Raw genomic sequence first — 24,633 nt, forward strand, 5'->3', positions numbered from 1 at the left:
GCCGCCGCGCGACTACAGCGGGGCCGACGTGATGTGCCCGTTGTCCGGGCTCACCGTGGCGGCCCGGACGTGGGCGGTGGCGGGATCGGAGCCCGTCACATGGCCGTTGGCCAGGGCCGGTGTCGCGGACGCCGCCGCGGTGGCTATCACTAAGGCGGCGGTGGCGAACAGCTTCTTCGTCAGTGTCATGGCAGCTCTTTCGTTACGGGTGGGTCGGCGGATGGGTGCGGACATACGGCAGCGGCCGTGGTGGCTCCCCCTCCGGGCCACCACGGCCACTGTTCCCCCGATTCCCCCGTGCCCCGTCGTGAAGGTCTCAGATCACGCGGGTTTGTCGGTGACGTGTGCGTTGTCGGGCGCCACCGCGGTCGGCTTGTCCGTGACGTGCGCGTTGGCGGGCTTCACGGCCGTGGGCTTGTCCGTGACGTGAGCGTTGTCCGGGTCGACTGTGGCGTCCTTCTGCGGCTCTGTGGCCATGGTGGTCAACTCCCCTGTGAGTGAAGGTCTGTGGTGCTGAAGCCCGTCCGGCTGCTCCCCCGAGCGCTGCCGGACGGACGTTCCGCAGGCCGCTCACCTTAGTTCGCCGGTGCGGGGCCCTCCTGACGACCGCCTGCCCCCCGATGCGACGGGTCGTCGTGGAATGAGAATGTCGGGTCGCGATAAACAAACGATGAACGCCCGCTGCGGGGCCGGGACCGGCCATCGGGGGCGCGGCTTCAGGCCGCCGCCAGCGGTGTCAGCAGCTCCCGTACCTCGTCCGCCTCCGGTGACTTGAGCTCCTCGTAGATGGCCAGTGCCTCCAGCCAGCAGACCCGGGCGCGGCCCGACTGCCCTATGCCGTTCAGGGCGCGGCCCAGCACGGTGAGGACGTTGCCGCGCCGCCACTCGCCGCCGATGCCGCGCAGGACGGTCAGCGCCATCTCCGCCCCGGCCGCCGCCTGGGCGCAGCGGTCAGCGGCGATGTCGACCTCGGCCAGCCGGAAGAGGGCCATGCCCTCCCAGAGCCGCTGGCGGCTGTCGCGGAAGACCTCAAGGGCCTCCCGCAGCCGGTCCGCGGCGGCGGTGAGCTCACCGCTCTTGGTCAGCGCGAGCCCCAGCGCGTAACGGCCGTTGGCGCCCTTGAGGGCATGGCCCATGCGGTCGTACATCTCCGTGCCCTGCCGGGAGAGCGCCACCGCCTTGTCGACGTCACCGGTGACGAGGTGGAGCCGCGACAGGTTGCACAGCGCGCTCGCCTCGCCCGCCATGTCCTCGCAGTCCCGGAACCCCTCGACGGCCCGGCTGAGATGCGCCTGCGCCGTCCCGACGTCGAAGTGGCCCTGGTAGAACTCCAGGATGCCGCGGAGATTGGCCGCCCAGCACGCGGACAGCCGGTCCCCGGTCCGTACGGCGATCCGGTCCGCCTCCTCGGCGTCCTGCCCGGCCTGGTCGAACCGGCCCGCCACATGGTGCACATAGGTCAGGGTGATGGCCGCCCGGCCCTCGGCGTGCTCGTCCCGTGCGGCGCGCGCGGCGTCCCGCAGGAGGCCGGCCGCGTAGCTGTACTCCTTCGAGTTCGCCCCCGACTCCGCCAGGTCGAGCGCGGCCCACAGCAGGTCGACCGCCCGCCGCAGCGTGCCGGTCGCGGCGGCCGACTGGCGGACGCACGCCAGCAGCGACATCGCCTCCGCGTACAGCCAGTCCTGGGCGTCGTGCCGGTCCGTGAAGGCCAGGCCCTCGTACGTCGTCGGCTCCAGGTGGTCGACCAGCCGGTCGCCGGGGCGCTCGATCGCGTACACCCGGGCCGCCGTCGCCAGATAGAAGTCGAGCAGCCGGGACAGCGCCAGCTCCCGTTCCACCGGCGGCTGTTCGTCGCGTTCGGCGCAGGAACGCGCGTAGAGCCTGACCAGGTCGTGGTAGCGGTACCTGCCGGGCGCGGCCGACTCCAGGAGCGAGGTGTCGACCAGCGACTCCAGCAGGTCCTCCGCCTCCCGGGCCGGCACGTTCAGTACGGCGGCGGCCGCGGCCAGTGAGAGGTCCGGGCCCTCCGCCAGGCCCAGCAGCCGGAACGCCCTTGCCTGCTGCGGCTCCAGCTGCCCGTACCCCAGCTCGAAGGTGGCCTTCACCGCCAGGTCGCCCGCCTGCAGCTCGTCCAGGCGGCGGCGCTCGTCGGCGAGCTTCGCGGCCAGCACCGAGACCGTCCAGGTGCGGCGGGCGGCGAGGCGCGACGCCGCGATACGGATCGCCAGCGGCAGGAAGCCGCAGGCCGCCACCACGTCCAGGGACGCCTGGCGTTCGCTGCCGACCCGCTCCTCGCCGACGATCTTCGTGAAGAGCTGGAGGGCCTCCTCCGGCGACATCACATCCAGGTCCACCAGATGCGCGCCCGCCAGATCGACCATCCGGGCGCGGCTGGTCACCAGGGCCGCCGACCCGGCGGTGCCGGGCAGCAGCGGGCGGATCTGCGCGGCGTCGCGCGCGTTGTCGAGCAGCACCAGGACCCGGCGCCCGTCGAGCGCCGTCCGGTAGAGCGCGGCGCGCTCGTCGAGCGATTCGGGGATGGCCGAGTCGGCCGTACCGAGCGCGCGCAGGAACGCGCCGAGCACGGTCTCGGGCTCCGCGGCCCGCGACCCCGCGCCCTGGAGGTCGATGTACAGCTGCCCGTCGGGGAAGTGCGACCGGGCCGCGTGCGCCACATGCACGGCGAGCGTCGTCTTGCCCACCCCGCCGATACCGGCCAGCGCCGACACGGCCATCACCGAGCCCTCGGCGGTGCCGAGACGGTCGCTCAGCTCCCGTACGAAGGCAGTACGCCCGGTGAAGTCAGGCACGGTGGCCGGTAGTTGCGCAGGCCGTACGGCGGTGGGTGAGGCGGGTGCCGACTCCTCGGCCGGCCGGGCCAGTTCCGCGTCCGCCTGGAGGATCCGCTGCTGGAGCCTGGCCAGTTCGGGCCGGGGGTCCACCCCCAGCTCGTCGGCGAGCAGCTTGCGCGTATCGGCGTACACGGCCAGCGCCTCGGCCTGCCGCCCGCTGCGGTACAGCGCCAGCATCAGCAGCTCGCGCAGTCGCTCGCGCAGCGGATGGGCGGCGGTCAGCGAGGTCAGCTCGGATACCGCCTCCGCGTGGCAGCCGACCTCCAGGTCCATGTCGAGCCGCGACTCGGTCAGCTGCAGACGCCACTCCTCAAGGGCGGCCCGCTGGGTCTCGGCGTACGGTCCGGGGACGTTCGCCAGGGGCTCGCCGTCCCACAGCTCCAGCGCCTCGTCGATCAGGGCGCGCGCCGTGGTGCGGTCGCCCTTACCGGCGGCCTTCTCGGCGTTCGCGGCCAGTTGCTGCGCGCGGTGGAGGTCGACGGCCTCGGCCCGTATCCGGATCGCGTACCCGCCCGACTCGCTGACCAGGACCTCCGGGTCCAGGACCTTGCGCAGCCTGGAGGCGTACGTGCGTACCGCGGCCAGTGCCTGGGAGGGCGGGTCGTCGCCCCAGATCGCGTCGATCAGCTCACCCGCGGTGGCCATGCGGCCGTCGCGGGTCAGCAGCGCGGCCAGCAGTGCGCGCTGCTGCGGCGATCCGGACGGCAGCGCCTCACCGTCACGCCAGGCGCGCACCGGTCCGAGCACGCTGAACGTGAGCCTGCCGTCCCGGCTCTGCTGCGGAGTCCGCTGCCCCGGTACACGCGGCCCGCTGTCACGGTCCATAGCTGCCTCTGCCTCCTGCCCGTGCCTGCTGCTTCAGGTGGTCGTCCGGTCCGCACCTGCCGCACCTGTCCGCACCTGTTCGCACCAGTAAGTCCCCGTCCGCACCCGTCCGCTCGTATCGCACAGGCCAGTTTGCCTTGTTCATGGCGAGTACGTCAGCTCTGGGGGTGCCTCTCCACAAGCTCTCCGCCAACCGGCGCGCCGGACCGTTGCCGCATCTTTCGGCAGGGAGAGTCGGCCCAGTAGCCGACCGAGTAGCTGACGGTTCGTCAGATCGGCGCTACGGTGGAGAGCATGGAGAATTTCCCGAAGATCATCTCGGTGGACGACCACACCGTGGAACCTCCCCATGTCTGGCAGGACCGGCTCCCGTCCAAATACCGGGACATCGGTCCGCGCATCGTCCGTGCGCCCCTCAAGTCCATGTCCTTCATGGGCGGAAAGTTCGCCCCGGTCATGGGCGCCAAGGGCGATGACGGGCCGATCGGCGACTGGTGGATCTACGAGGACCTGCACCGGCCGCTGACCCGTCTCGACACATCGGTCGGCTACGACAGGGACGACATCAAGCTCGAAGTCATCACCTACGAACAGATGCGGCCCGGCTCCTTCTCGGTGCCCGACCGCCTCGCCGACATGGACGTCAACCACGTCCAGTCCGCACTCTGCTTCCCGACCTTCCCGCGGTTCTGCGGCCAGACCTTCACCGAGGCGAAGGACCGCGAACTGGCCCTGCTCGGCGTCCGCGCGTACAACGACTGGATGGTGGAGGAGTGGTGCGGCCCCGAGGCGCACGGCCGCCTCATCCCGCTGCCGATCGTCCCGCTGTGGGACGCGCGGCTCGCGGCGGACGAAGTCCGGCGCAACGCCGCACGCGGGGTGCGCGCGGTCGCGTTCTCGGAGATACCCCCGTTCCTGGGGCTGCCGTCCATCCACACCGACGACTGGGACCCGTTCCTCGCCGCGTGCGACGAGACCGGCACGGTCATCGGGATGCACATCGGCTCGTCGTCGAAGATGCCGTCCACATCGGCCGACGCACCGCCGGCGGTCGGTTCCACGATCACCTTCGCCAACTGCTGCTTCTCGATGGTCGACTGGCTGATGAGCGGCAAGTTCGAGCGCTTCCCGAACCTGAAGATCATGTACGCGGAGGGCCAGATCGGCTGGATCCCGTACATCCTGGAACGCGCCGACGTGGTCTGGGAGGAGAACCGCGGCTGGGGCGGGGTGGCGGACAAGGTCCACCGGCCGCCGTCGGAGCTCTTCACCGACCATGTGTACGGCTGCTTCTTCGACGACGCCTTCGGGCTGAAGAACCTCGACTCGATCGGGGTGGGGAACGTGCTCTACGAGACGGACTACCCGCACTCCGACTCCACCTGGCCCAAGTCCCGTGAGGTCGGCGAGGCCCAGATGGGACACCTGGCCCCGGACGTGGTGGACCGCATCGTGCGCGGCAACGCGATCGAGCTCCTCGGCCTCACGGAGGACGGCCTCTGGGCGGGGTGACCGGCCCGGACAGTCAGGTCGTGTCGTCGCCCGCAACCGGAGAAACCGACTCACGAGGGGTGTACCCATGGCACGGGTCTTTCCCGAAGGGCAGCTCGTCTACGGGATGCAGCTGCCCATCCAGTCCCAGAGCACCATCTACGCGGAGGCATGGGAGGCCGCCGCCACTCCGCACGACCTCGCGGAGATCGCCCGCACCGCCGACCGCACCGGCTTCGCGTACATCGCGGGCTGCGACCACGTGGCCATCCCGCGGCGGCTCGCCGAGGCCATGGGCACCGTCTGGTACGACCCGGTCGCCACCCTCGGCTTCCTGGCCGGGATCACCCGGCGGGTACGGCTGATGAGCCATGTCGCCGTCCTCGGGCTGCGGCACCCGCTGCTCACCGCCAAGCAGTACGCGACCCTGGACCACCTCAGCGGCGGGCGGCTGATCCTCGGGGTAGGGGCGGGGCACGTGCCGGAGGAGTTCGAGGCCGTCGGGGCCGACTTCGCGGGGCGCGGATCCGTACTGAACGAGTCCATCGACGCTCTCCGGGCCGCACTCGGGTCCGATGAGTACCCCGAACACCACGGCGACCTCTACGACTTCGACGGCCTTTCCCAGCTGCCCAGACCGGCTCAGCACCAGGTGCCCGTCTGGGTGGGCGGGTCATCGCCCGCGGCTGTGCGCCGGGCCGCCGAACGGGCCGACGGCTGGCTGCCGCAGGGTGACCCGCGCGACCGGCTGCCCGCGCAGATCGCCCGGCTGCGCGCGCTCAGGGAGGCGGCCGGGGTGACGGACCCGATCGAGATCGGGGCCATCACCGAGCCGCTGTACGTGGGGGAGCCCGGCCGGCCGGTCGGCCGCCGCACCCTCACCGGCAAGCCCGACGCCATCGCCGAGTCGCTGCGGGAGTACGCGGCGATGGGCGTCGACCAGATCCAGGTGCGGTTCCGCAGCCGGAGCCGTACCGAACTCACCGACCAGATGGCGGCCTTCGCGGCCGACGTCGCTCCGCACCTCAACCAGTAGTCCGTACGCAAACACCAGTAGTCCGCACCTCAATCAGCAGTCCGCACCTCAAGCAGTGACGTTGCTCCGCACCTCAATCAGTAGGGAGAGCGGTATGGGCAAGCTCGACGGGCGGGTCGTCGTCATCACCGGCGCGGCACGCGGCCAGGGCGAACAGGAGGCGCGGCTCTTCGTGGCCGAAGGGGCGAAGGTTCTGCTCGGCGATGTGCTGGACGAGCAGGGATCCGCGCTCGCCAAGGAGTTGGGGGAGTCCGCCGCGTACGTACGGCTCGACGTGACCCAGGAGGCGGACTGGAACGCCGCCGTCCAGGTGGCCAAGGAGACCTTCGGCAAGATCGACGGGCTGGTCAACAACGCCGGGATCCTGCGCTTCAACGAGCTGGTGACGACCCCGCTCGACGAGTTCCAGCAGGTCGTGCAGGTCAACCAGGTCGGCGCCTTCCTCGGCATCCGGACGGTCGCGCCGGAGATCGGGGCGGCGGGCGGCGGGACCATCGTCAACACCGCCTCGTACACCGCGCTGACCGGAATGGCGTTCGTCGGCTCGTACGCGGCGACCAAGGCCGCGATCGTCGGGCTGACCAGGGTGGCCGCGATGGAGCTGGCGGCAAAGGGCATCCGGGTCAACGCGATGTGCCCCGGCGCCATCGACACCCCCATGAGCAACCCCGCCCAGCTCGACCCGGACGCGGATCCGGCGGAGTCGTCCGCGGCCCTGGACGAGCTCTACAAGAAGCTGGTGCCGCTGGGGCGGGTGGGCAGGCCCGAGGAGGTCGCCAGGCTGGCGCTCTTCCTCTCGGGCGAGGACTCCTCGTACATCACCGGGCAGCCGTTCGTCATCGACGGCGGCTGGCTGGCCGGGGTCAGCATCTTCTGACCCGCAGCACCTCCGACGTACAGACCCGCGCGCCGGCATCCGGACGGACCTGACTGCCCGTCAGGTATTGACGGTCCCCGCGTGCGGTGCCACAGTCGACTTCACCGCGATCTGACGATGTGTCAGAAAAGCGGCAGAGACCTAGGGACGGTGAACCCCTTTGGAATTCGGGCTCTTTGTACAGGGATACGTACCGAAGAAGCGCGCCCAGGCCGATCCCGAGGCCGAGCACAAGGCGCTGATGGAAGAGACCGAGTACGTCATCCAGGCGGACAAGTCCAACTTCAAGTACGCCTGGGCCTCCGAGCACCACTTCCTGGAGGAGTACTCGCACCTCTCCGCCAATGACGTGTTCCTCGGCTACCTCGCGCACGCGACGGACCGCATCCACCTCGGATCCGGCATCTTCAACCCGCTGGCACCGGTCAACCACCCCGTCAAGGTCGCCGAGAAGGTGGCCATGATGGACCACCTCTCGGAGGGCCGCTTCGAGTTCGGCTCGGGGCGCGGTGCGGGCACCCACGAGATCCTCGGGTTCATGCCGGGCATCACGGACATGAACCACACCAAGGAGATCTGGGAAGAGACCATCGGCGAGTTTCCCAAGATGTGGCTCCAGGACGAGTACGTCGGCTTCCAGGGCAAGCACTGGTCCCTGCCGCCGCGCAAGATCCTGCCCAAGCCGTACGGGAAGTCGCACCCGGGCATGTGGTACGCCGCCGGATCCCCCTCCTCGTACGCCATGGCCGGCAAGAAGGGCCTCGGGGTGCTGGGGTTCAGCGTCCAGAAGGTCTCGGACATGGAGTGGGTCGTCGAGTCGTACAAGAACGCGGTGAAGGAGGCCGAGCCGATCGGCGCCTTCGTCAACGACAACGTCATGGTGACCTCGACCGCGATCTGCGCCGAGACCCACGACAAGGCGGTCGAGATCGCTGTCAGCGGCGGCCTCAACTACCTCCAGTCGCTGCTGTTCCGCTACCACGACACGTTCCCCAGGCCCGAGGGCATACCCCAGTGGCCCGAGCTGCTGCCCGAGTACAGCAAGGAGATCATCGAGCTGCTCATCGCGGAGGAGCTGATGATCTGCGGTGACCCCGGCGAGGTGCTCCAGCAGTGCAAGCGGTGGGAGCAGGCGGGGGCGGACCAGCTGTCGTTCGGGCTGCCGATCGGGATCTCGCCCGAGGACACGCTCAACACCATCAAGCTCATCGGTGAGCACGTGATTCCGCAGATCGACACGGACCCGGTCCACCGGACGACCCGTTTCCGGCAGGCCGGCGCGTAGGGCCTCTCGGCCGGATCAGGCCGGACCCCCACCTCGGGGCGGACGGCGGCTCCATCCCGGACGGCTGCCGTCCGGTTCCGGCCGGTGCGTACGGGGGAGCGGCCTTCCCGTACACACCGGCCGGAGCCATGCGCCCTTTCGAGCCCGTCCGGCCGCCCCGCCGCCCCCGCTCGCGCAGAAGACACAGAAGAGAAGGGACCAGACCACATGCTCGACCACCTCATCCGCGGAGCGACAGTCGTGGACGGCACCGGTGCCCCCTCGTACGTCGCAGACCTGGGCATCCGCGCCGGCCGCATAGCCGTCATCGCGAAGCCCGGCACCGTCACCGAACCCGCCGCGACCACCGAGGACGCGACGGGACTCGTGCTCGCACCCGGCTTCGTCGACCCGCACACCCACTACGACGCACAGCTCTTCTGGGACCCGTACGCCACCCCGTCCATGAACCACGGCGTGACCACCGTCGCGGGCGGCAACTGCGGCTTCACCCTCGCCCCGCTCAACCCGGACCACCCCGACGACGCCGACTACACCCGCCGCATGATGTCCAAGGTCGAGGGCATGTCGCTGGTCGCGCTCGAAGAGGGCGCCCCCTGGAACTGGTCGACCTTCGCCGAGTACCTGGACGCCCTGGACGGCCGTACCGCCGTCAACGCCGGTTTCATGGTGGGCCACTGCGCCCTGCGCCGGCACGTCATGGGCGCCGACGCCATCGGCGGACAGCCCACCGCCGAACAGCTCGCCGAGATGCTGCGGATCTTCCACGAGGCGATGGATGCGGGCGCCTGGGGGTTCTCCACCACCCAGTCGTCCACCCACTCCGACGGCGACGGCGAACCGGTCGCCTCCCGGCACGCCGGCCCCGCCGAACTGCTCGCCCTGTCCCAGGCGGTCGGTGAGCACGAGGGCACCCAGATCGAGGCGATCGTGGCCGGCTGCCTCGACCAGTTCAGCGACGAGGAGGTCGACCTCTTCGTAGGGATGAGCGCGGCAGCGGGCCGCCCGCTCAACTGGAACGTCCTGACCATCGACGCCGCCGTCCCCGAACGCGTACCGCGCCAGCTCAGCGCCAGCGACCGCGCGCGCAAGGAGGGCGCCCGGATCGTCGCCCTCACGATGCCCATCCTCACCCCGATGAACATGTCGCTCGGCACGTTCTGCGCGCTGAACCTGATACCCGGCTGGGGCGACATCCTGGGGCTCCCGGTGCCCGAGCGGATCGCGAAGCTGCGCGACCCCGACGTACGGGCGGAGATGCTGCGGCGCGCCGGCAGCAAGGAAGCGGGCGTCTTCCGGCGGCTCGCCAACTTCGGGCGGTACGTCATCGGCGACACCTACTCCGAGGCCAACGAGGGGCTCAGCGGCCGGGTGGTGAAGGACATCGCGGCCGAGCGCGGACAGGAGCCGTTCCACTGCCTGGTGGAGATCTGCGCCAACGACGAGCTGCGCACGGTGCTCTGGCCGATGCCGACCGACAACGATCCGGACTCCTGGGAGCTGCGGCGCAAGACCTGGGAGCACGAGGACGTGATGCTGGGCGGCTCCGACGCGGGCGCGCACCTGGACCGGATGTGCGGGGCCCCGTACACGACGCGCTTCATCGGCGACTGCCTGCGCGGGCGCAAGCTGGTCGGCCTCGAAGCGGCGGTGAAGATGCTGACCGACGACCCCGCCCAGCTCTTCGGGCTGCGCGAGCGCGGCCGGATCGAGGAGGGCTTCCACGCCGACCTGGTGCTGTTCGACCCGGAGCGGATCGCGGCGGGCCCGGCGACGCTCGTGCACGACCTGCCGGGCGACAGCCCCCGTCTCGACTCACGGGCGATCGGCATCGTGTCGGTACGGGTCAACGGCATCGAGACCATCCGGGACGACGAGATCACCGGCGCGGTGCCGGGCACGGTGCTGCGGTCCGGCCGCGACACCAGGACGGTGGCGACCCGTTGAACGCAGGCCAGGAGCAGCGGGTGAACGCACGGCAGGACCAGGGGCTGTTCATCGACGGCGAGTGGGTCGCGCCGGACGGCGGGCACTACGACGTGATCAACCCGGCCACCGAGGAGAGCGTGGGGCCCGCACCCGAAGCGAGCCGCGAGCAGGTGTACGCGGCGGCCGCCGCCGCCCGCGCGGCCTTCGCGGGCTGGTCGCGGACGGCGCCGGAGGAGCGCTCCGCGATCCTCGGCCGGGCCGCCGACATCATGCAGCGGGAGTTCCTGCCGTACGCGGCGCTCGCCCAGGCGGAGAGCGGCGCCACCACGGGGACCGCGCGCGGTATGCAGGTCGGTGTGGGGGTGGCACGTTTCCGGCGCTATGCGAAGGGCGCTCTGGAACCGGTCGAGCAGGGCCTGCCGCCGCAGATCAACGAGGCGGGCCCGATGGGCAGGGCGGGCGTCTTCGGGGCGCTCGCCGCCCGCCGGCCGGTGGGCGTGGTCACCTGCATCACCTCGTACAACAACCCCTGGGCCAACCCGGCGGGCAAGATCGCGCCCGCGCTCGCCATGGGCAACACCGTGGTGGTCAAACCCGCCCCGCAGGACCCCCTTTCCGTCTTCCGGATGGCGGAGGCGCTGGCCGAGGCGGGCGTGCCGCGCGGGGTGGTGAACGTGGTGAGCGGGACGGGTACGGAGGTGGGCGAGGCGGCCGTCGACTCACCGGACGTCGACATGGTCAGCTTCACCGGCTCCACGGTGGTCGGCAGGCGCATCGGCGAGGTCTGCGGCCGTGGCATGAAACGGCAGCTGATGGAGCTGGGCGGCAAGGGCGCGGCACTGGTCTTCGACGACGCGGACCTGGAATCGGCGGTGTCCGGGATCGGCACGACCTTCTCCTTCTACAGCGGCCAGATCTGCACGGCGCCCACCCGGGTACTGGCCCAGCGCGGGATCCATGACCGTCTGGTCTCCCAACTGGCCGCCTACCTGGGGCACTTGAAGGTGGGTGACCCGGGCGAGCGGGGCACGGTGGTCGGACCGGTGATCTCGGCGGCCCACCGGGACCGGATCGAGTCGTACGTGGAACTCGGCCGCAAGGAGGGCGCGACGGTGGTCGCGGGCGGCGAACGGCCGTCGTTCGAGAAGGGTTTCTACACCGCGCCCACGCTGCTGGCCGACTGCACCAACGACATGCGCGTCGTCCGCGAGGAGATCTTCGGCCCGGTCGTCGTGGTGGTCCCCTTCGACGACGAGGAGGAGGGCGTAGCCCTGGCCAACGACAGCGACTACGGCCTGCTCGACTACGTCTGGTCCGGCGACGTGGCACGGGCGTTCCGGGTGGCGGCGCAACTGCGGGCCGGCGGGGTGGGGGTGAACACCATCGGCCGGAACATGGAGGCGCCGTTCGGGGGCTTCAAGCAGAGCGGAGTGGGCCGGGACGTCGGCTCGTACGCCCTGCACGCGTACAGCGAAATGCAGTCGATCGTCTGGCCGGGATGAGTACTCGTACTGATCGTCCTGGCGGCGCTCGCCTCCTGAGCCGCCTACGACCCGGCCGAGACCGTCCCGACCCGCAGGTACTTCGCGAACTTGATGTCGGTGAGGGGTGCGTAGGTGCCAGTGGTGTCGCCCGGCGGCTTCGATCCGTACTCGGACATGAAGCTGAACGCTTCGGCGTTCTTGACGTCGAAAGCGCCGTACTCCTGCAGCGCCTTCGCGATCGTCTGCTCGTACGGCTTGAGCGTGGTGTCGGCGTCGATGTCGTACGCGGGGTCGAGCCAGATGAACTGCCCCTCGCGCCAACGGCCTTTCTCCCGGCCGTCGCTGCCCACCGCCGGGAAGACGTACCGGCCGTCGTTGTCAGGTGCGCCGAAGCTCAGGGCGTGATCGATACGGCCGGCCTTCCAGTCCTCGCGGGTGATCATTCCCGCGAGCCGGGACAGGCCGCTGCCAGTGGCCTGGCCCGTCTCGACGACGGACCCGTGGCGGCTGTCGGACACGGCTCCCCACTCACAACTCGGCCTGCCGGCCCGCACCTTGATCCCTAAACACTCCACGGCCCGCCCGTTCGGTGCGATCACCACCGTCCATTCGCGCTTCGGCGCCTTCCACGACGCGTCCCAGGGGAAGCCGATGCCTTTGAACGGGTCGGGCCCCCAGCTGCCGACGTGCTCGCGCGGGGTGACCTCGTAGGTCGGGGTGCTGGAGGTGGCCCAGTACACCGGAAAGCCGGCAGTGCCGGTTGACAACTGCACCGGGCCCGGGGCGAGCAGATCGTTGACCAACTCTGCTGATGCTGAGTCGAGTTGATGGTGCCGATGCCGCTGATTGAAGACGTCGTCATCGGCGAAGAAGCGGGAGGCCGCGGCAACGCCCGAGGGCGGCGGCTTGTGCCCCGGCCGATTCGCGAGTACGGCTCCGGAGACCACCAACGCGAGCGCGCCGACGCCGGCAGCGGCAACGACCACCCACCGCCGCCCCGGCGTCGGTGCCGGTGCCGGTGTGGTGACGACCTCGGCCCTCGCCGCTCGCCACCGCCGTTCCCACTCCGCGCGGTCCCCGTCGCAAGCTTCGGCGTAGGCCAGAGCGACATCCAGGGACGGCAGTTGCCCGCCCTGCACGGCCGCGGACAAGGCGCTGGACGGCTGTCCCGTACGTGCGGACATCTGACGGTAGGTCGGGCCACCTGCCGAGTGGCGGAGGGCCCGCAACTCGGAGGCGAACCGCTCTGCCGGATCATCCGCCGGATCGCCCGACGGGTGTGATGAGGTCGCGGTCACCTGCTCGCCCTCCAAGCCATGGCCCGTGATCGCCCCCCGGGGTGACGCGCGGGCGACTCCTCCGAGTCTAGGCGTGTGGTCCGGCACTCCGCGTGGCCTCGTTCATCCTCCTGCTCAGTGAGCCGTGTTCGTTCCGCCGGCCACGCGCCGAGAGACCGCCGGACACACGCCGGGAGACCGCCGGATCCGCGGAAATGGCCCCGCGCGGCGGCCCGCCGCAGAAGGATGGACGCATGGACCAGGGATGGGCAGCCCTCGCGGGGGCCGGGGTGGGCGTACTCGGCACTCTGTGCACCGCGTGGCTGACGTCCACGGCGGCCCGGCGTCTGGCGCGCGACCAGGGAACGGCCGATCACGGCCGGGAGCTGAGGAGCGAACGCCGCGAGGTGTACCTCGCCTTCATGGAGGCCGCGGAGCCGGTCGACGCCGTACTGCACCGCATCGCCCACCAGGACGGCGTACCGGCCGCGGTCCGGGACGCCCCGCCTCCGCCCCCCGCGCTGAGCGAGACCGTCGAGGAACTCGGTACCGCGGTACACACCCTCTACAAGGCCCAGGCACGGCTCGACCTCATGGGGCCGGAGGCCGTGGCCATGGAGGCCGTGAACGTGTGGTCGGACGTGCGGTCCCTGCGGACGTACCTGGAGCGGGTGCTCCAGGGGGAGTTACCGGACGACGGGTACCGCACCGGCCTCGAACGCGCGGTGGACGCGGTGGAGGTGAGCCGGGAGAAGTTCGCCCGGCGCGCACGCGCGGTGATGGAGGCTGCGCCATGAGGCGGCCCGGAAGGCCGGGGCTTCAGGAACCCGACTCTCCTCCTTCCCGGGGGGAAGGCGGCCCCCGCACCCTTCACCTCCCCAGGAACACCGGATTGGTCAGCGCGGCCAGCGCCCCCGGCAGCCCGGCCGCCGCCGGAGCGTGCCGGACCTCCGCGCGTACATAGGCGGCGTACGCCGGTGTCGTCTGCCATTCCACCGTGCCCGCGCCCGACTTGGGCAGGGACGCCGTGTACAGCGTGCCCTGGTCGGTGACGAAGTTCGCCGTGCAGCCGGGGGCGCCGGTGACATCGAGGCGGACGGTCACCGGGGTGTCGGCGGCCACCCGGAGGCGGTCGCCGATGCCCGCGTGGGCCGCGCGGCCGCCCGTGGCGCCGAAGGTGAGCGAGATGGCCGAGGACTCGGTGATGTACGAGTGGCCCGCCCGGATGCCCGCCAGGATGGCGGCCCTGCTGAGGTCGTCGGCCAGTACGACCGTCTGCGGGGTACCGATCCGGTCCGGGTCCTTGTGCGCGTCGCTGTTGCCCATCGCCGGGGTCCAGCCCGCGCCGCTGACCAGGGTGTTGTCCCAGTCCGCCACGGACACCTCGTCGTCCAGGGTGTAGGGCCCGTTCCACACCTCCACCGCGTCCGCCTCGCCGAAGCCGAACTTCCAGTTGCAGCCGATGCAGGTCGCGTGCGGGTGGGCCGGGACGACCAGGCCGCCCGTGCGGCGGATCTCGCGGGCGTAGTGGCCGAAGCGGTTGTCCCGGGCGCGGTAGCGCCAGTCGACCCAGGTGCCGTGGTCGGTGGAGATGCCCAGCACATGGCCGTTGCGCGTGGTGATCTCCTCGCCGGTCAGGATGAGCAGGTCGTCGCCCCACAGCCCGTCCCACGCGCGGTGCCCGGAACTCGTGTTGTGCTCACTGGTGTTGATGAAGTCCAGCCCCGCCGCCCGGGCCAGCGCGGCGATCTCGGCCGGGGTGCGCTTGCCGTCCGAGTGCACGGAGTGGATGTGGCAGTCGCCCCGGTACCAGGCGCGCCCGCGCCCCTTCGCGCGTACCGGCGGATACACCGGCTTCGGCGTCCCGGGCGTCGGCCCGAAGCGTAGGGTGATGGTGACGGTGTACGGGAGTCCGTCGGGGGCCGTGGTGTACGGGCCGAGCGCGATGTTCCACCGTCCCGCGCGGACCGGGCCCGGCAGATAGCCGGGGGTCGCCGTGTCGCCGCGGATGAAGAACTCGCTGCGCGCGCCGCCCGACCAGCCGCGGAACCCCGCCCCGCCCAGGTCGGTACCGCGCTCGTCGAAGATGCCGATGTCCAGGGCGTTGCCCTGGGTTCCCGCGGGCACGACCGGCTTCTCGTACGTGTACGAGACCGCCAGCTCGCAGACCCCTTCCGGAACGTCCACCGGCAGATAGACGTAGTCCGGTGAGCCCGGCGGCAGAGTGCCCTGCACGGTCCTCGTCCGGTCCGGTGGCGTGCCTCCTGCCGGTGCCGTGCCGCCCGGGGGGCTGTCCTGCGGTGCGCCGCCACCGCCGTCCGCCGCGTTCGCGAAGCTCACGCTTCCCAACGTAAGCGCGGCGGCCGCTCCCGTCACCAGCAGTCCGCGCCGGCCCAGCTCGCCGGGGGTCGGGTCTCCAGGGTTCATGCCAACGGCTCCAGGGGTCGTGGGGGACACAAGGGGGGGCAACTGAACCCTGGTATTCAGCCGTGAACCGGGCGAGAAGGGAAGAGGGCGGGACGGAGACCGTGACACGGCGCTCGGATTTTCGCCCCGTACGTCATAACCTCCGGCCACGGCACGGATAACGGCACGGATACCTGAAGGCGAATGAAAGCGAATGAGGGCGGATGTCATGCGGCTGAGCACCACGATCTTTCTGACCGACCGGACCGTCACCCCTGTACGGCTGGCACGGGAGCTGGAGCAGCGCGGGTTCGCCGGGCTGTATCTGCCCGAGCACACGCACATCCCGGTCGAGCGGGCCACGCCGTACCCGATGGGAGGTGAACTGCCCGCCGAGTACAGCAGGACGCTCGACCCCTTCGTCGCGCTCGGGCAGGCCGCAGCGGTGACGGACACCCTGACCCTGGGCACGGGCATCACACTCATCGCCCAGCACGACCCGATCGACCTGGCCAAGCAGATCGCGACCCTCGACCATCTCTCGGGCAGCCGCTTCACGCTCGGTCTCGGCTTCGGCTGGAACAAGGAGGAGGCCGCCGACCACGGGGTGGAGTGGACCCGCCGCCGCGAGCTGGGCCGGGACCGGATGGCGCTGATGCGCGCCCTCTGGGCGGCCGAACCCACGTCGTACGAGGGTGAGTTCGGCTCGGTGCGGGCCAGCGAGGCCCATCCGAAACCGCGGGGCGGCAGCGTACGCACCCTGATCGGCGGGGCTGCCGGGCCGAAGCTCTTCGGGCACATCACGGAGTACGCGGACGGCTGGATGCCGATCGGGGGCCGGGGGCTCGGTGAGTCGATGCCGGTACTGCGCCAGGTCTGGCAGGACGCGGGCCGCGATCCGGCGGCGCTCCACGTCGTCCCGTACGCGGTGCTGCCGACCCCCGGCAAACTGGCGCACTACGCGGAGCTGGGCATCCAGGAGGCCGTACTCCAACTGCCGTCAGCGGACGAGGCGTCGGTACTGAAGGTGCTGGACGAGTACGCGCCGTATCTGGACGCCTGAGCGCCTTCTCCTCCGTGCCGGGCGCGCGTACGGGGACGGGGGCGGCGGGCTCCCCGACGTGCGGTGGCGGGCGGCCGGGCGGAAGCTGGTTGGTGTGCTCCAGGAACCGAAGTACAACGGCCAGGCGGTCCTGGTCGTCCACAGTCACGTCCTGCCTGTGGCGGCCACGCTCGCCTTCTCCGCGCACGGCTGCTCGGGCGTCCTGCGCACGCAGATCGTCTCCGACGACGACCTGGATCTCCCCGCGGAGCCGGTGCCGCTCACGCTCCTGCAGGAGCCGAAGGGCGAGGTCTGGGGCACGGTCTCGGTCTGCCGCCGGACGCCCGAGGGCGCTGTGTCGATGAAGTTCGAGGGCGTCTGAAGCTGTTTCTCATGAGGGCGTCCGAGCCGCTTCTGCCGAGTTCTGTCGAGTCCTGCCGAGCCGTGCCTGGCTCTGCCGATTTCCTTCGAGAGCATGGATAACCTTCCTGATAGCCTCTAACCAGCCGTGCGGCCGTACGGCCGTAGCCGTAAAGGCGCGAAAAGGTACGAGAGGTGGCAGGTCGGTGGCGGTACCGGACCCGACGACCCCGCGCGAGCGCTACCGCGCCCAGGTCCGCGCGGAGATCAAGCAGCACGCGTGGGAGCAGATCGCCTCGGCGGGGACCTCCGCGCTCTCGCTCAACGCGATCGCCAAGCAGATGGGCATGAGCGGACCCGCGCTCTACCGGTACTTCGCCGGGCGCGACGAGCTGATCACCGAGTTGATCAGGGAGGCGTACCGGAGCCTCGCGGACGCCGTCCGTGCCGCTTCCGGGTCCGGGCCCGACCTCGCCGCGGCGGCGCATGCGATGCGCGCCTGGGCCCTGGACGACCCGCACCGCTACTTCCTCGTGTACGGCACCCCCGTCCCCGGCTACCACGCGCCCGACGACATCACCGCCATCGCCTCCGAGATCATGGCCGCTCTGCTCGACGCCTGCGCCGCGCTGCCCTCCGACCACCCGCCGACACCGTTCGAGACCCACCTCGAAGACCACCGGGAGTGGGCGCACGGCCACCCCGCCCCGCCGGCGGCCCTCCACCGGGCCCTGACCGTCTGGACCCGGCTGCACGGCGTCCTGTCCCTGGAACTCGCCGGCCACTTCACCGGGATGGGAATCGACCCCGGGCAGCTCTTCGCCGCCGAACTGCACGACCTGCTGGCGCAGCACTGACGGTGCCACGCCCCCGGCGAGGAGCCCAGGGCGGACGCCAGGGCGGACACCGGTCTCCCGGGGTGCCGGAACGGCGGAGCGGGAGCACGCTGGAGCTATGAAGATGCCGGTCATTGTCTACCCGCCGGACCCGTCAGGCGGACGTCGCGTGCGAGCCGGTACGGAGACCCTCGGAGTGGCCCACAGCCGGCGGGATGTCGCCGAGCTGCTGCGCGGGGCCGGGCTGGAAGGCGTCGACGAAGCAGAGATCCCGACCACGTCGCTCATCGAGTGGCACGGCGGCGGTCCCGACCTGTGGCCGGCGCCCGGGTGACCCGCGCCCTGGTGATCCGCGCCCGGGCCATCCGCGACCGGGGGATGCGCGCCCGGGAGATCCGCGCCCGGGCCGGTACGCGCCGTGCTGCCGGGATCCGCAGTGGCTGATCAGCCGGGCAGGCTCGCTCCGATGCTGGCCAGCGAGGTCCCGGCGCCCAGCGACCTCGGCGGCTGGGCGGCGGAGGTCAAGTGGGACGGAATGCGCCTCATCGCACACATCGGCGCGCGCGGTGAGATGGCGGTGCGGGCCCGGTCGGGCGCGGACGCCACCGCCCGATACCCGGAACTCACCTCGCCGGCCGGGCTCGTGGCTGACGCGCCCCTGGTCCTGGACGGGGAGGTCGTTGCCCTGGATCCGGCGGGTCTGCCGTCCTTCAGCAGGCTCCAGCAGCGGATGACGCTCGCAGAACCGGCGCGGATCAGGGCCGCACGCGTACAGACCCCCGTCACCCTCATGCTCTTCGACGTCCTGGTGCACCATGGCACGACGGTGACCGGCCTCCCGTACCTGGAACGCCGCCGGCTGCTGGAGAGCCTCGACCTCCCCGGCGACGGCACGGTCGTCGTACCGCCCGCGTGGCTCGACGACCCGTCGGCCGGGATCCGCTGGACCCGTGACCGGCAGCTGGAAGGCGTCATCCTCAAGCGCCTGACCTCCCGCTACCAGCCCGGCCGCCGGTCGCCGGACTGGATCAAGGTGAAGTTCCGCCCGTCGGCCGACGTCGTGATCGGCGGCTGGCTGGCCGACACCCGCGGTGAGCCCCGCTCCCTGCTCGTCGGCATACCCGGGCCCGGAGGACTGCGCTACGCCGGCTCCGTCGGCTCCGGCCTGTCCACCGACCAACGGCGCTTCCTGCTGCCGCTCCTCACGGCCGCCGCCGCCGACACCTCCCCTTTCGAGGCACCCGGGGCTTCCGGGGATTCGGGGGCAGGTGCACCCCAGCCCCAGCCCCCGCCCCAGCAATTGGCCGGGGTCCACTGGGTGCTGCCCCTCCTGGAGGGCGAGGTGCGGTACGCGGAGCTGACCCGCGACGGGATCCTCCGGCAGCCTTCGTGGAAGGGGGTGCGGGGGATCGCCGGGGAGCAGCCGGGGGAGTAGCTGAAGGTCCGGGCACCCCCGATGCTGTGCCCCCCGAGATCAAGTCGGCTGTGGTTCCGCGGGTATCGAGCCCGCATGCCCGAAGGTATTTTCCTTGATGAAGTAACCACGGCCCGCGCACCGGGAGGTGCATGAAGTGCCCTCACCGTACCTGGGCCGCCTGCGGCTGATCACCCGAATTATCGGGAGCACGTGCGGAGTTGGGGGCCGGGCGGTCAGGCCCCCCGCCCGGGTCCGCCGCGCGTTACCGGGCGTAACAGCACGTCATCGCTTGCCGGGCGCCGCAGACAGTGCGAAATCGCGCTCGTATGCTCGGTCCATGACTGATCCGCAGCCCGCAGCACCCACCGCAAATGCCATGCGCCGCGCGCTCAGGCGGGCCAGGGACGGGGTGGCCCTCGACACGGCCGAGGCTGCCGTGCTCCTCCAGGCGCGCGGCGACGACCTGCGCGACCTCGCCGCATCGGCGGCACGCGTGCGGGACGCCGGTCTGGAAGCGGCCGGGCGGCCCGGAGTCATCACGTACTCCCGCAAGGTGTTCATCCCGCTGACCCGGCTCTGCCGGGACAAGTGCCACTACTGCACATTCGTGACCGTGCCCGGCAAGCTCAGGCGCGCGGGCCACGGCATGTACCTGTCGCCCGACGAGGTGCTGGAGATCGCCCGCCAGGGCGCCGAACTCGGCTGCAAGGAAGCGCTGTTCACGCTCGGCGACCGCCCGGAGGAGCGCTGGCCCGAGGCGCGCGAGTGGCTGGAGGCCGAAGGGTACGACGACACGCTGGCCTACGTACGCGCCATGGCCATCCGGGTCCTGGAGGAGACCGGCCTGCTGCCGCACCTCAACCCGGGCGTCATGTCCTGGACCGACCTTCAGCGGCTCAAGCCGGTCGCCCCGTCGATGGGCATGATGCTGGAGACCACGGCGACCCGGCTGTGGAGCGAGCCGGGCGGCCCGCACCACGGCTCGCCCGACAAGGAGCCCGCCGTACGGCTGCGCGTCCTGGAGGACGCCGGACGCTCCAACGTGCCCTTCACCACCGGGGTGCTGATCGGGATCGGCGAGTCGTACGAGGAGCGCGCCGACGCCTTCTTCGAGCTGCGCAGGGTCGCCCGCTCCTACCACGGCATCCAGGAAGTCATCGTCCAGAACTTCCGCGCCAAGCCCGACACGGCGATGCGCGCGATGCCCGACGCCGAGCTGGAGGAGCTGGCCGCCGCCATCGCGGTGGCCCGGCACCTCCTCGGCCCGTCCGCCCGCATCCAGGCCCCGCCGAACCTGGTCGACGCGGAGTACGCGCTGCTCATCGGCGCCGGGATCGACGACTGGGGCGGGGTGTCCCCGCTGACGCCCGACCACGTCAACCCCGAGCGCCCCTGGCCGCACATCGACGAGCTGGCCGAACGGACCGCGGGCGCGGGCTTCCAGCTGCGTGAACGGCTCACGATCTACCCGGAGTTCATCCAGCGCGGCGAGCCCTGGCTCGACCCACGGCTGGTGCCGCACGTCCGGGCGCTCGCCGACCCGGAGACCGGTCTGGCCCGCGAGGGCGCCAAGCCGTCCGGGCTGCCCTGGCAGGAGCCCGACGAGGGCTTCACCGCCACCGGCCGCACCGATCTGCACACCACCATCGACACCGAGGGCCGCACGTCCGACCGCCGGGACGACTTCGACGAGGTGTACGGGGACTGGGACGCCCTGCGCGAGCAGGCGGCCCCCGGCATGGTCCCGTCCCGTATCGACACCGACGTCAAGCAGGCCCTCGACCAGGCGGCTGCGGACCCGACGCGGCTCACCGACGACGAGGCGCTCGCCCTGCTGCACGCGGACGGCCCGGCGCTGGACGCGCTCACCCGGATCGCCGACGGCCTGCGGCGGGACGTGGTCGGTGACGACGTCACGTACATCGTCACCAGGAACATCAACTTCACCAATGTCTGCTACACCGGCTGCCGCTTCTGCGCCTTCGCCCAGCGCCGCACGGACGCCGACGCGTACACGCTCTCGCTGGACCAGGTCGCCGACCGCGCCGCCCAGGCGTGGGACGTCGGCGCGGTCGAGGTCTGCATGCAGGGCGGCATCCACCCGGACCTGCCCGGCACGGCGTACTTCGACATCGCGCGGGCCGTCCGCGAGCGCGTCCCGGGGATGCATGTGCACGCGTTCTCCCCGATGGAGGTGGTGAACGGCGCGACCCGCACCGGCCTGTCCATCCGCGAGTGGCTCACCGCCGCGAAGGAGGCAGGACTCGGCTCGATCCCCGGCACGGCGGCGGAGATCCTGGACGACGAGGTCCGCTGGGTCCTCACCAAGGGCAAGCTGCCGACGGCCACCTGGACCGAGGTCATCACGACCGCCCACGAACTGGGCATCCGCTCCTCGTCCACGATGATGTACGGCCATGTCGACCAGCCCAGGCACTGGCTCGGCCACTTCCGCACCCTGGCGGAGATCCAGCAGACCGCGCTGGCCAAGGGGGTCGAGGGCTTCACGGAGTTCGTGACGCTGCCCTTCATCCACACCAACGCTCCGGTGTATCTGGCCGGGATCGCCCGCCCAGGACCGACGGCCCGCGACAACCGCGCGGTCACGGCGATGGCCCGGTTGCTGCTCCACCCGTACATCCCCAACATCCAGACCAGCTGGGTGAAACTGGGTGCGGAGGGGGCGGCCGAGATGCTGCGCTCCGGTGCGAACGACCTGGGCGGCACGCTGATGGAGGAGACCATCTCCCGTATGGCGGGCTCCAGTTACGGTTCGTACCGCTCGATCCAGGACCTCATCGCCATCGCGGACCTGGCGGGCCGCCCGGCCCGCGCCCGGAACACGCTGTACGGGCCGGTGCCGGAGGAACGGATGCAGGCGGCCCGCGCCTCGGACGGGCATCTGCCGGAGCTGCTGCCGGTGCTGGACTGAGGCGGGGCCTGGAGGGGAGAGAGTGCGGGCCGGGCCCGGCCCGCATCTGGCCGTGGGCGCCTGCGGTACCGGGAGGGGTGGGGGAGGAGGAGAACCCACTCCTTTCCCTTTCTAACGTATAGCGCACCGGGGGCCTTGCGGCAAGGCCCTGGTCATGGCGCAGAATCGCCGCTCGAAGCCAGAACCGGGGATCCGGCTTCGAGGAATTCAACGTGGGCGAATTGGGGTTCTGATGATCGATGTGATCGTTGCCGGTGGTGGACCGACCGGCATGATGCTCGCCGCCGAGTTGCGGCTGCACGGCGTGCAGGTGCTCGTGCTGGAGAAGGAGCCGGAGCCGGTCAGGTACGTTCGCGCGCTCGGCCTGCACGCGCGCAGCATCGAGGTGATGGACCAGCGCGGTCTGCTGGAGCGGTTCCTCGCGGAGGGTAAGAAGTACCCGCTCGGCGGCTTCTTCGCCGCCATCAGGAAGCCGGCGCCCAGCCGGCTGGACACCGCCCACGGGTTTGTCCTCGGGATCCCGCAGCCTGTCACCGACCGCCTGCTGGCCGAGCACGCCACCGAGCTCGGCGCCGAGATCCGGCGGGGCTGCGAGGTGGTCACGCTGAGCCAGTCCGGGGACGGGGACGGGGGCGGTGATGGGGGCGGTGACGGTGACGGGGGTGGCGTGACCGTCGGGCTGGGCGACGGTTCACAGCTGCGTGCGCGCTACGTGGTGGGCTGTGACGGCGGCCGCAGCACGGTGCGCAAACTGCTCGGCATCGGCTTCCCCGGTGAGCCCAGCAGGGTCGAGACACTGCTCGGCGAGATGGAGGTGACCGCTCCGCAGGAGACGGTGGACACGGTGATGGCCGAGGTCCGCAAGACCCAGTTCCGGTTCGGGCTGGGGCCTGTCGGGGACGGGGTGTACCGCGTCGTCGTACCCGCCGACGGGCTGGCCGAGGACCGCACCCCGCCGACTCTCGACGAGTTCAAGCAGCAGCTGCGGGCCACCGCGGGCACCGACTTCGGCGCGCACTCACCGCGCTGGCTCTCCCGCTTCGGCGACGCCACCCGGCTGGCCGATCGCTTCCGGACCGGCCGCGTGCTGCTGGCCGGGGACGCGGCGCACATCCACCCGCCGACCGGCGGGCAGGGCCTCAACCTCGGCATCCAGGACGCGTTCAACCTCGGCTGGAAACTGGCCGCCGCGGTCAACGGCTGGGCGCCCGACGGGTTGCTCGACAGCTACCAGGCCGAGCGGCGCCCGGTGGCCGCCGACGTACTGGACAACACCCGCGCCCAGATGGAGCTGATGTCCACCGAGCCGGGCGCCCGCGCGGTACGCCGACTGGTGTCGGAACTGATGGACTTCGACGACGTCAACCGGCTCCTGACCGAGAAGCTCATCGCGACGGCGATCCGCTACGACTTCGGCGAGGGCCACGAACTGCTCGGACGCCGCCTGCGCGACGTGCAGTTGAAGCGCGGCCACCTGTACGGGCTGACGCACGCGGGCCGTGGCCTGCTGCTCGACCAGACCGGCCGGCTCTCGGTGGAGGGCTGGGCGGACCGGGTCGACCACATCGCCGACGTCAGCGAGGAACTGGACGCCCCCGCGGTGCTGCTGCGGCCGGACGGCCATGTGGCCTGGGCCGGCGAGGACCAGCAGGAGCTGATCGGCGCACTGCCGAAGTGGTTCGGCGCCGCGGCCGGCTGAGCGGGCGGCGGAAGTGCCTCCGGCCACTGGCGCGTTGACGGCCCCGGGCCTCCGCGGCCGTCAACGCGTGTGTGTGGCTGTGGTGTTCAGCGCCTGGGGCGAACCCCACGAAGGCGGTCCTGCGGGGTGAAGGTCAGGACGCCGGAGTGAGCATCCCCTGGGCCACTGCCGCGTCCCTGATCTCCTGGTAGAGGGCGGTGAGGGTCTCGCTCACCTGGATGCGCGGCAGTTGGAGCCGGTCCAGTGCCTCCGCGTCGGCGCCGACGTCCTGCCAGCCCTGACCGGTCAGGAACCGCATCAGCGCGGGGTTGAGCCGGTCCACCCCGCGTACGATCCGGGCCTCGGGCGTCTGCCCTTCCTCGTACTCGTGCCACAGGGCGAGGAACTCGGTGCCGAGCCCGGCCGGGAGTGGTGCGAACCGGCGCTGGGCGACCTCCTCCTCGATCCGGGCCTTGTCCGTGTTGTGCTGGGCCAGCCAGGCCGACGGGTCACCCGCGTCGATTTCCACGAGGTCGTGCATCAGGCACAACTTGAGCATTTTCTCCAGATCAAGGGCATGGCCGCATTCTCTTTCGAACTCGCGGTGCAGGATCCAGCTGACCAACGCCAGGTGCCACGAATGTTCGGCCACGCTCTCCTTCCTGGCCGAGGTGGCATTGTTGTGCCGGTCAACTTCCCGCAGGCGGGCGGTGAAGGCGATGAAGTCGAATACTTCTCGAAGGTTGCCGTCCATGCATCTGCCTTATTTTTTCGTGACTTCACGATACTTCGTGACATTGATGTTCGAGGCCATGCGGACTTTAGCATCGGCGATGTTCGGGGGTGCATTTTTCGGCCAGCGAATTGCCTCCCGATCTGGCCCGGAGGAGCTGCTGGAACCGGTTG

At 71.0% G+C, this 24,633-nt stretch carries 20 protein-coding genes; 14 read left to right on the forward strand and 6 right to left on the reverse strand.

Going from position 1 to position 24,633, the window contains the following annotated elements:
* Nucleotides 1-12 precede the first annotated feature (12 nt).
* The 3 genes from OG210_RS18090 to OG210_RS18100 form a co-directional block, all read right to left on the reverse strand.
* The gene (locus OG210_RS18090) at nt 13-189 is read right to left on the reverse strand and encodes a hypothetical protein (protein ID WP_328327729.1); all 177 of its coding nucleotides are present in this window, start codon (nt 187-189) and stop codon (nt 13-15) included.
* Between the two features lie 132 nt (nt 190-321).
* Entirely contained in the window at nt 322-477 is a 156-nt protein-coding gene (locus tag OG210_RS18095; RefSeq protein ID WP_371537665.1) for a hypothetical protein, read from the reverse strand.
* Between the two features lie 239 nt (nt 478-716).
* The gene (locus OG210_RS18100) at nt 717-3,677 is read right to left on the reverse strand and encodes a BTAD domain-containing putative transcriptional regulator (RefSeq protein WP_328327724.1); all 2,961 of its coding nucleotides are present in this window, start codon (nt 3,675-3,677) and stop codon (nt 717-719) included.
* A 294-nt stretch (nt 3,678-3,971) separates the two neighbouring features.
* Between OG210_RS18100 and OG210_RS18105 the strand changes: the two genes are divergently transcribed.
* The 6 genes from OG210_RS18105 (at nt 3,972) to OG210_RS18130 (ending at nt 11,797) form a co-directional block, all read left to right on the forward strand.
* Nucleotides 3,972-5,189 (forward strand): amidohydrolase family protein, encoded by a 1,218-nt coding sequence (locus OG210_RS18105; protein ID WP_328327722.1) that lies wholly within the window; start codon nt 3,972-3,974, stop codon nt 5,187-5,189.
* A gap of 67 nt (nt 5,190-5,256) precedes the next feature.
* Nucleotides 5,257-6,204 carry a TIGR03619 family F420-dependent LLM class oxidoreductase gene (locus tag OG210_RS18110; protein WP_371537669.1) on the forward strand — a complete coding sequence of 316 codons (948 nt, stop codon included), beginning with the start codon at nt 5,257-5,259 and terminating at the stop codon, nt 6,202-6,204.
* 94 nt (nt 6,205-6,298) lie between these two features.
* Nucleotides 6,299-7,081, forward strand: a complete 783-nt coding sequence (locus OG210_RS18115) for a glucose 1-dehydrogenase (protein WP_328327717.1) — start codon at nt 6,299-6,301, stop codon at nt 7,079-7,081.
* A 160-nt stretch (nt 7,082-7,241) separates the two neighbouring features.
* The gene (locus OG210_RS18120) at nt 7,242-8,366 is read left to right on the forward strand and encodes an LLM class flavin-dependent oxidoreductase (RefSeq protein WP_328327715.1); all 1,125 of its coding nucleotides are present in this window, start codon (nt 7,242-7,244) and stop codon (nt 8,364-8,366) included.
* 207 nt (nt 8,367-8,573) lie between these two features.
* A complete protein-coding gene (locus tag OG210_RS18125) occupies nt 8,574-10,313 on the forward strand; it encodes an amidohydrolase family protein (RefSeq protein WP_371537673.1) in 1,740 nt (579 codons plus the stop codon).
* 20 nt (nt 10,314-10,333) lie between these two features.
* A complete protein-coding gene (locus tag OG210_RS18130; RefSeq protein ID WP_371537676.1) occupies nt 10,334-11,797 on the forward strand; it encodes an aldehyde dehydrogenase family protein in 1,464 nt (487 codons plus the stop codon).
* A 44-nt stretch (nt 11,798-11,841) separates the two neighbouring features.
* Here the strand turns inward: OG210_RS18130 and OG210_RS18135 are convergent, their stop codons facing one another.
* Nucleotides 11,842-12,963: an XRE family transcriptional regulator gene (locus tag OG210_RS18135; RefSeq protein ID WP_371537679.1), complete on the reverse strand. Its 1,122-nt coding sequence runs from the start codon at nt 12,961-12,963 to the stop codon at nt 11,842-11,844.
* A 347-nt stretch (nt 12,964-13,310) separates the two neighbouring features.
* Between OG210_RS18135 and OG210_RS18140 the strand changes: the two genes are divergently transcribed.
* Nucleotides 13,311-13,853: a hypothetical protein gene (locus OG210_RS18140; RefSeq protein WP_371537682.1), complete on the forward strand. Its 543-nt coding sequence runs from the start codon at nt 13,311-13,313 to the stop codon at nt 13,851-13,853.
* Nucleotides 13,854-13,926: 73 nt separating this feature from the next.
* Here OG210_RS18140 and OG210_RS18145 read toward each other — a convergent pair whose 3' ends face one another.
* On the reverse strand, nt 13,927-15,483 hold the full coding sequence (locus OG210_RS18145) for a CehA/McbA family metallohydrolase (RefSeq protein ID WP_371537685.1): 1,557 nt from the start codon (nt 15,481-15,483) through the stop codon (nt 13,927-13,929).
* Nucleotides 15,484-15,691: 208 nt separating this feature from the next.
* Between OG210_RS18145 and OG210_RS18150 the strand changes: the two genes are divergently transcribed.
* The 7 genes from OG210_RS18150 to rox all read left to right on the forward strand — a co-directional run bounded on the left by OG210_RS18150 (nt 15,692) and on the right by rox (nt 23,748).
* Complete coding sequence (locus OG210_RS18150; RefSeq protein WP_328327703.1) at nt 15,692-16,525, forward strand: LLM class F420-dependent oxidoreductase; 834 nt, start codon at nt 15,692-15,694, stop codon at nt 16,523-16,525.
* A gap of 94 nt (nt 16,526-16,619) precedes the next feature.
* Nucleotides 16,620-16,886: a hypothetical protein gene (locus OG210_RS18155; RefSeq protein WP_328327701.1), complete on the forward strand. Its 267-nt coding sequence runs from the start codon at nt 16,620-16,622 to the stop codon at nt 16,884-16,886.
* A gap of 184 nt (nt 16,887-17,070) precedes the next feature.
* Complete coding sequence (locus OG210_RS18160) at nt 17,071-17,721, forward strand: TetR/AcrR family transcriptional regulator (RefSeq protein WP_328327699.1); 651 nt, start codon at nt 17,071-17,073, stop codon at nt 17,719-17,721.
* Between the two features lie 97 nt (nt 17,722-17,818).
* Entirely contained in the window at nt 17,819-18,034 is a 216-nt protein-coding gene (locus OG210_RS18165; RefSeq protein ID WP_328327696.1) for a hypothetical protein, read from the forward strand.
* 102 nt (nt 18,035-18,136) lie between these two features.
* A complete protein-coding gene (locus OG210_RS18170; protein ID WP_371537689.1) occupies nt 18,137-19,135 on the forward strand; it encodes an ATP-dependent DNA ligase in 999 nt (332 codons plus the stop codon).
* A 319-nt stretch (nt 19,136-19,454) separates the two neighbouring features.
* Nucleotides 19,455-22,049: a bifunctional FO biosynthesis protein CofGH gene (locus OG210_RS18175; RefSeq protein WP_328327692.1), complete on the forward strand. Its 2,595-nt coding sequence runs from the start codon at nt 19,455-19,457 to the stop codon at nt 22,047-22,049.
* 232 nt (nt 22,050-22,281) lie between these two features.
* Nucleotides 22,282-23,748: a rifampin monooxygenase gene (rox, locus tag OG210_RS18180; RefSeq protein ID WP_328327690.1), complete on the forward strand. Its 1,467-nt coding sequence runs from the start codon at nt 22,282-22,284 to the stop codon at nt 23,746-23,748.
* 133 nt (nt 23,749-23,881) lie between these two features.
* Here the strand turns inward: rox and OG210_RS18185 are convergent, their stop codons facing one another.
* Nucleotides 23,882-24,481, reverse strand: a complete 600-nt coding sequence (locus OG210_RS18185) for an HD domain-containing protein (RefSeq protein WP_328327688.1) — start codon at nt 24,479-24,481, stop codon at nt 23,882-23,884.
* Nucleotides 24,482-24,633: the final 152 nt, after the last annotated feature.

Source organism: Streptomyces sp. NBC_00466 (genome assembly GCF_041433995.1).
GTDB lineage: Bacteria > Actinomycetota > Actinomycetes > Streptomycetales > Streptomycetaceae > Streptomyces.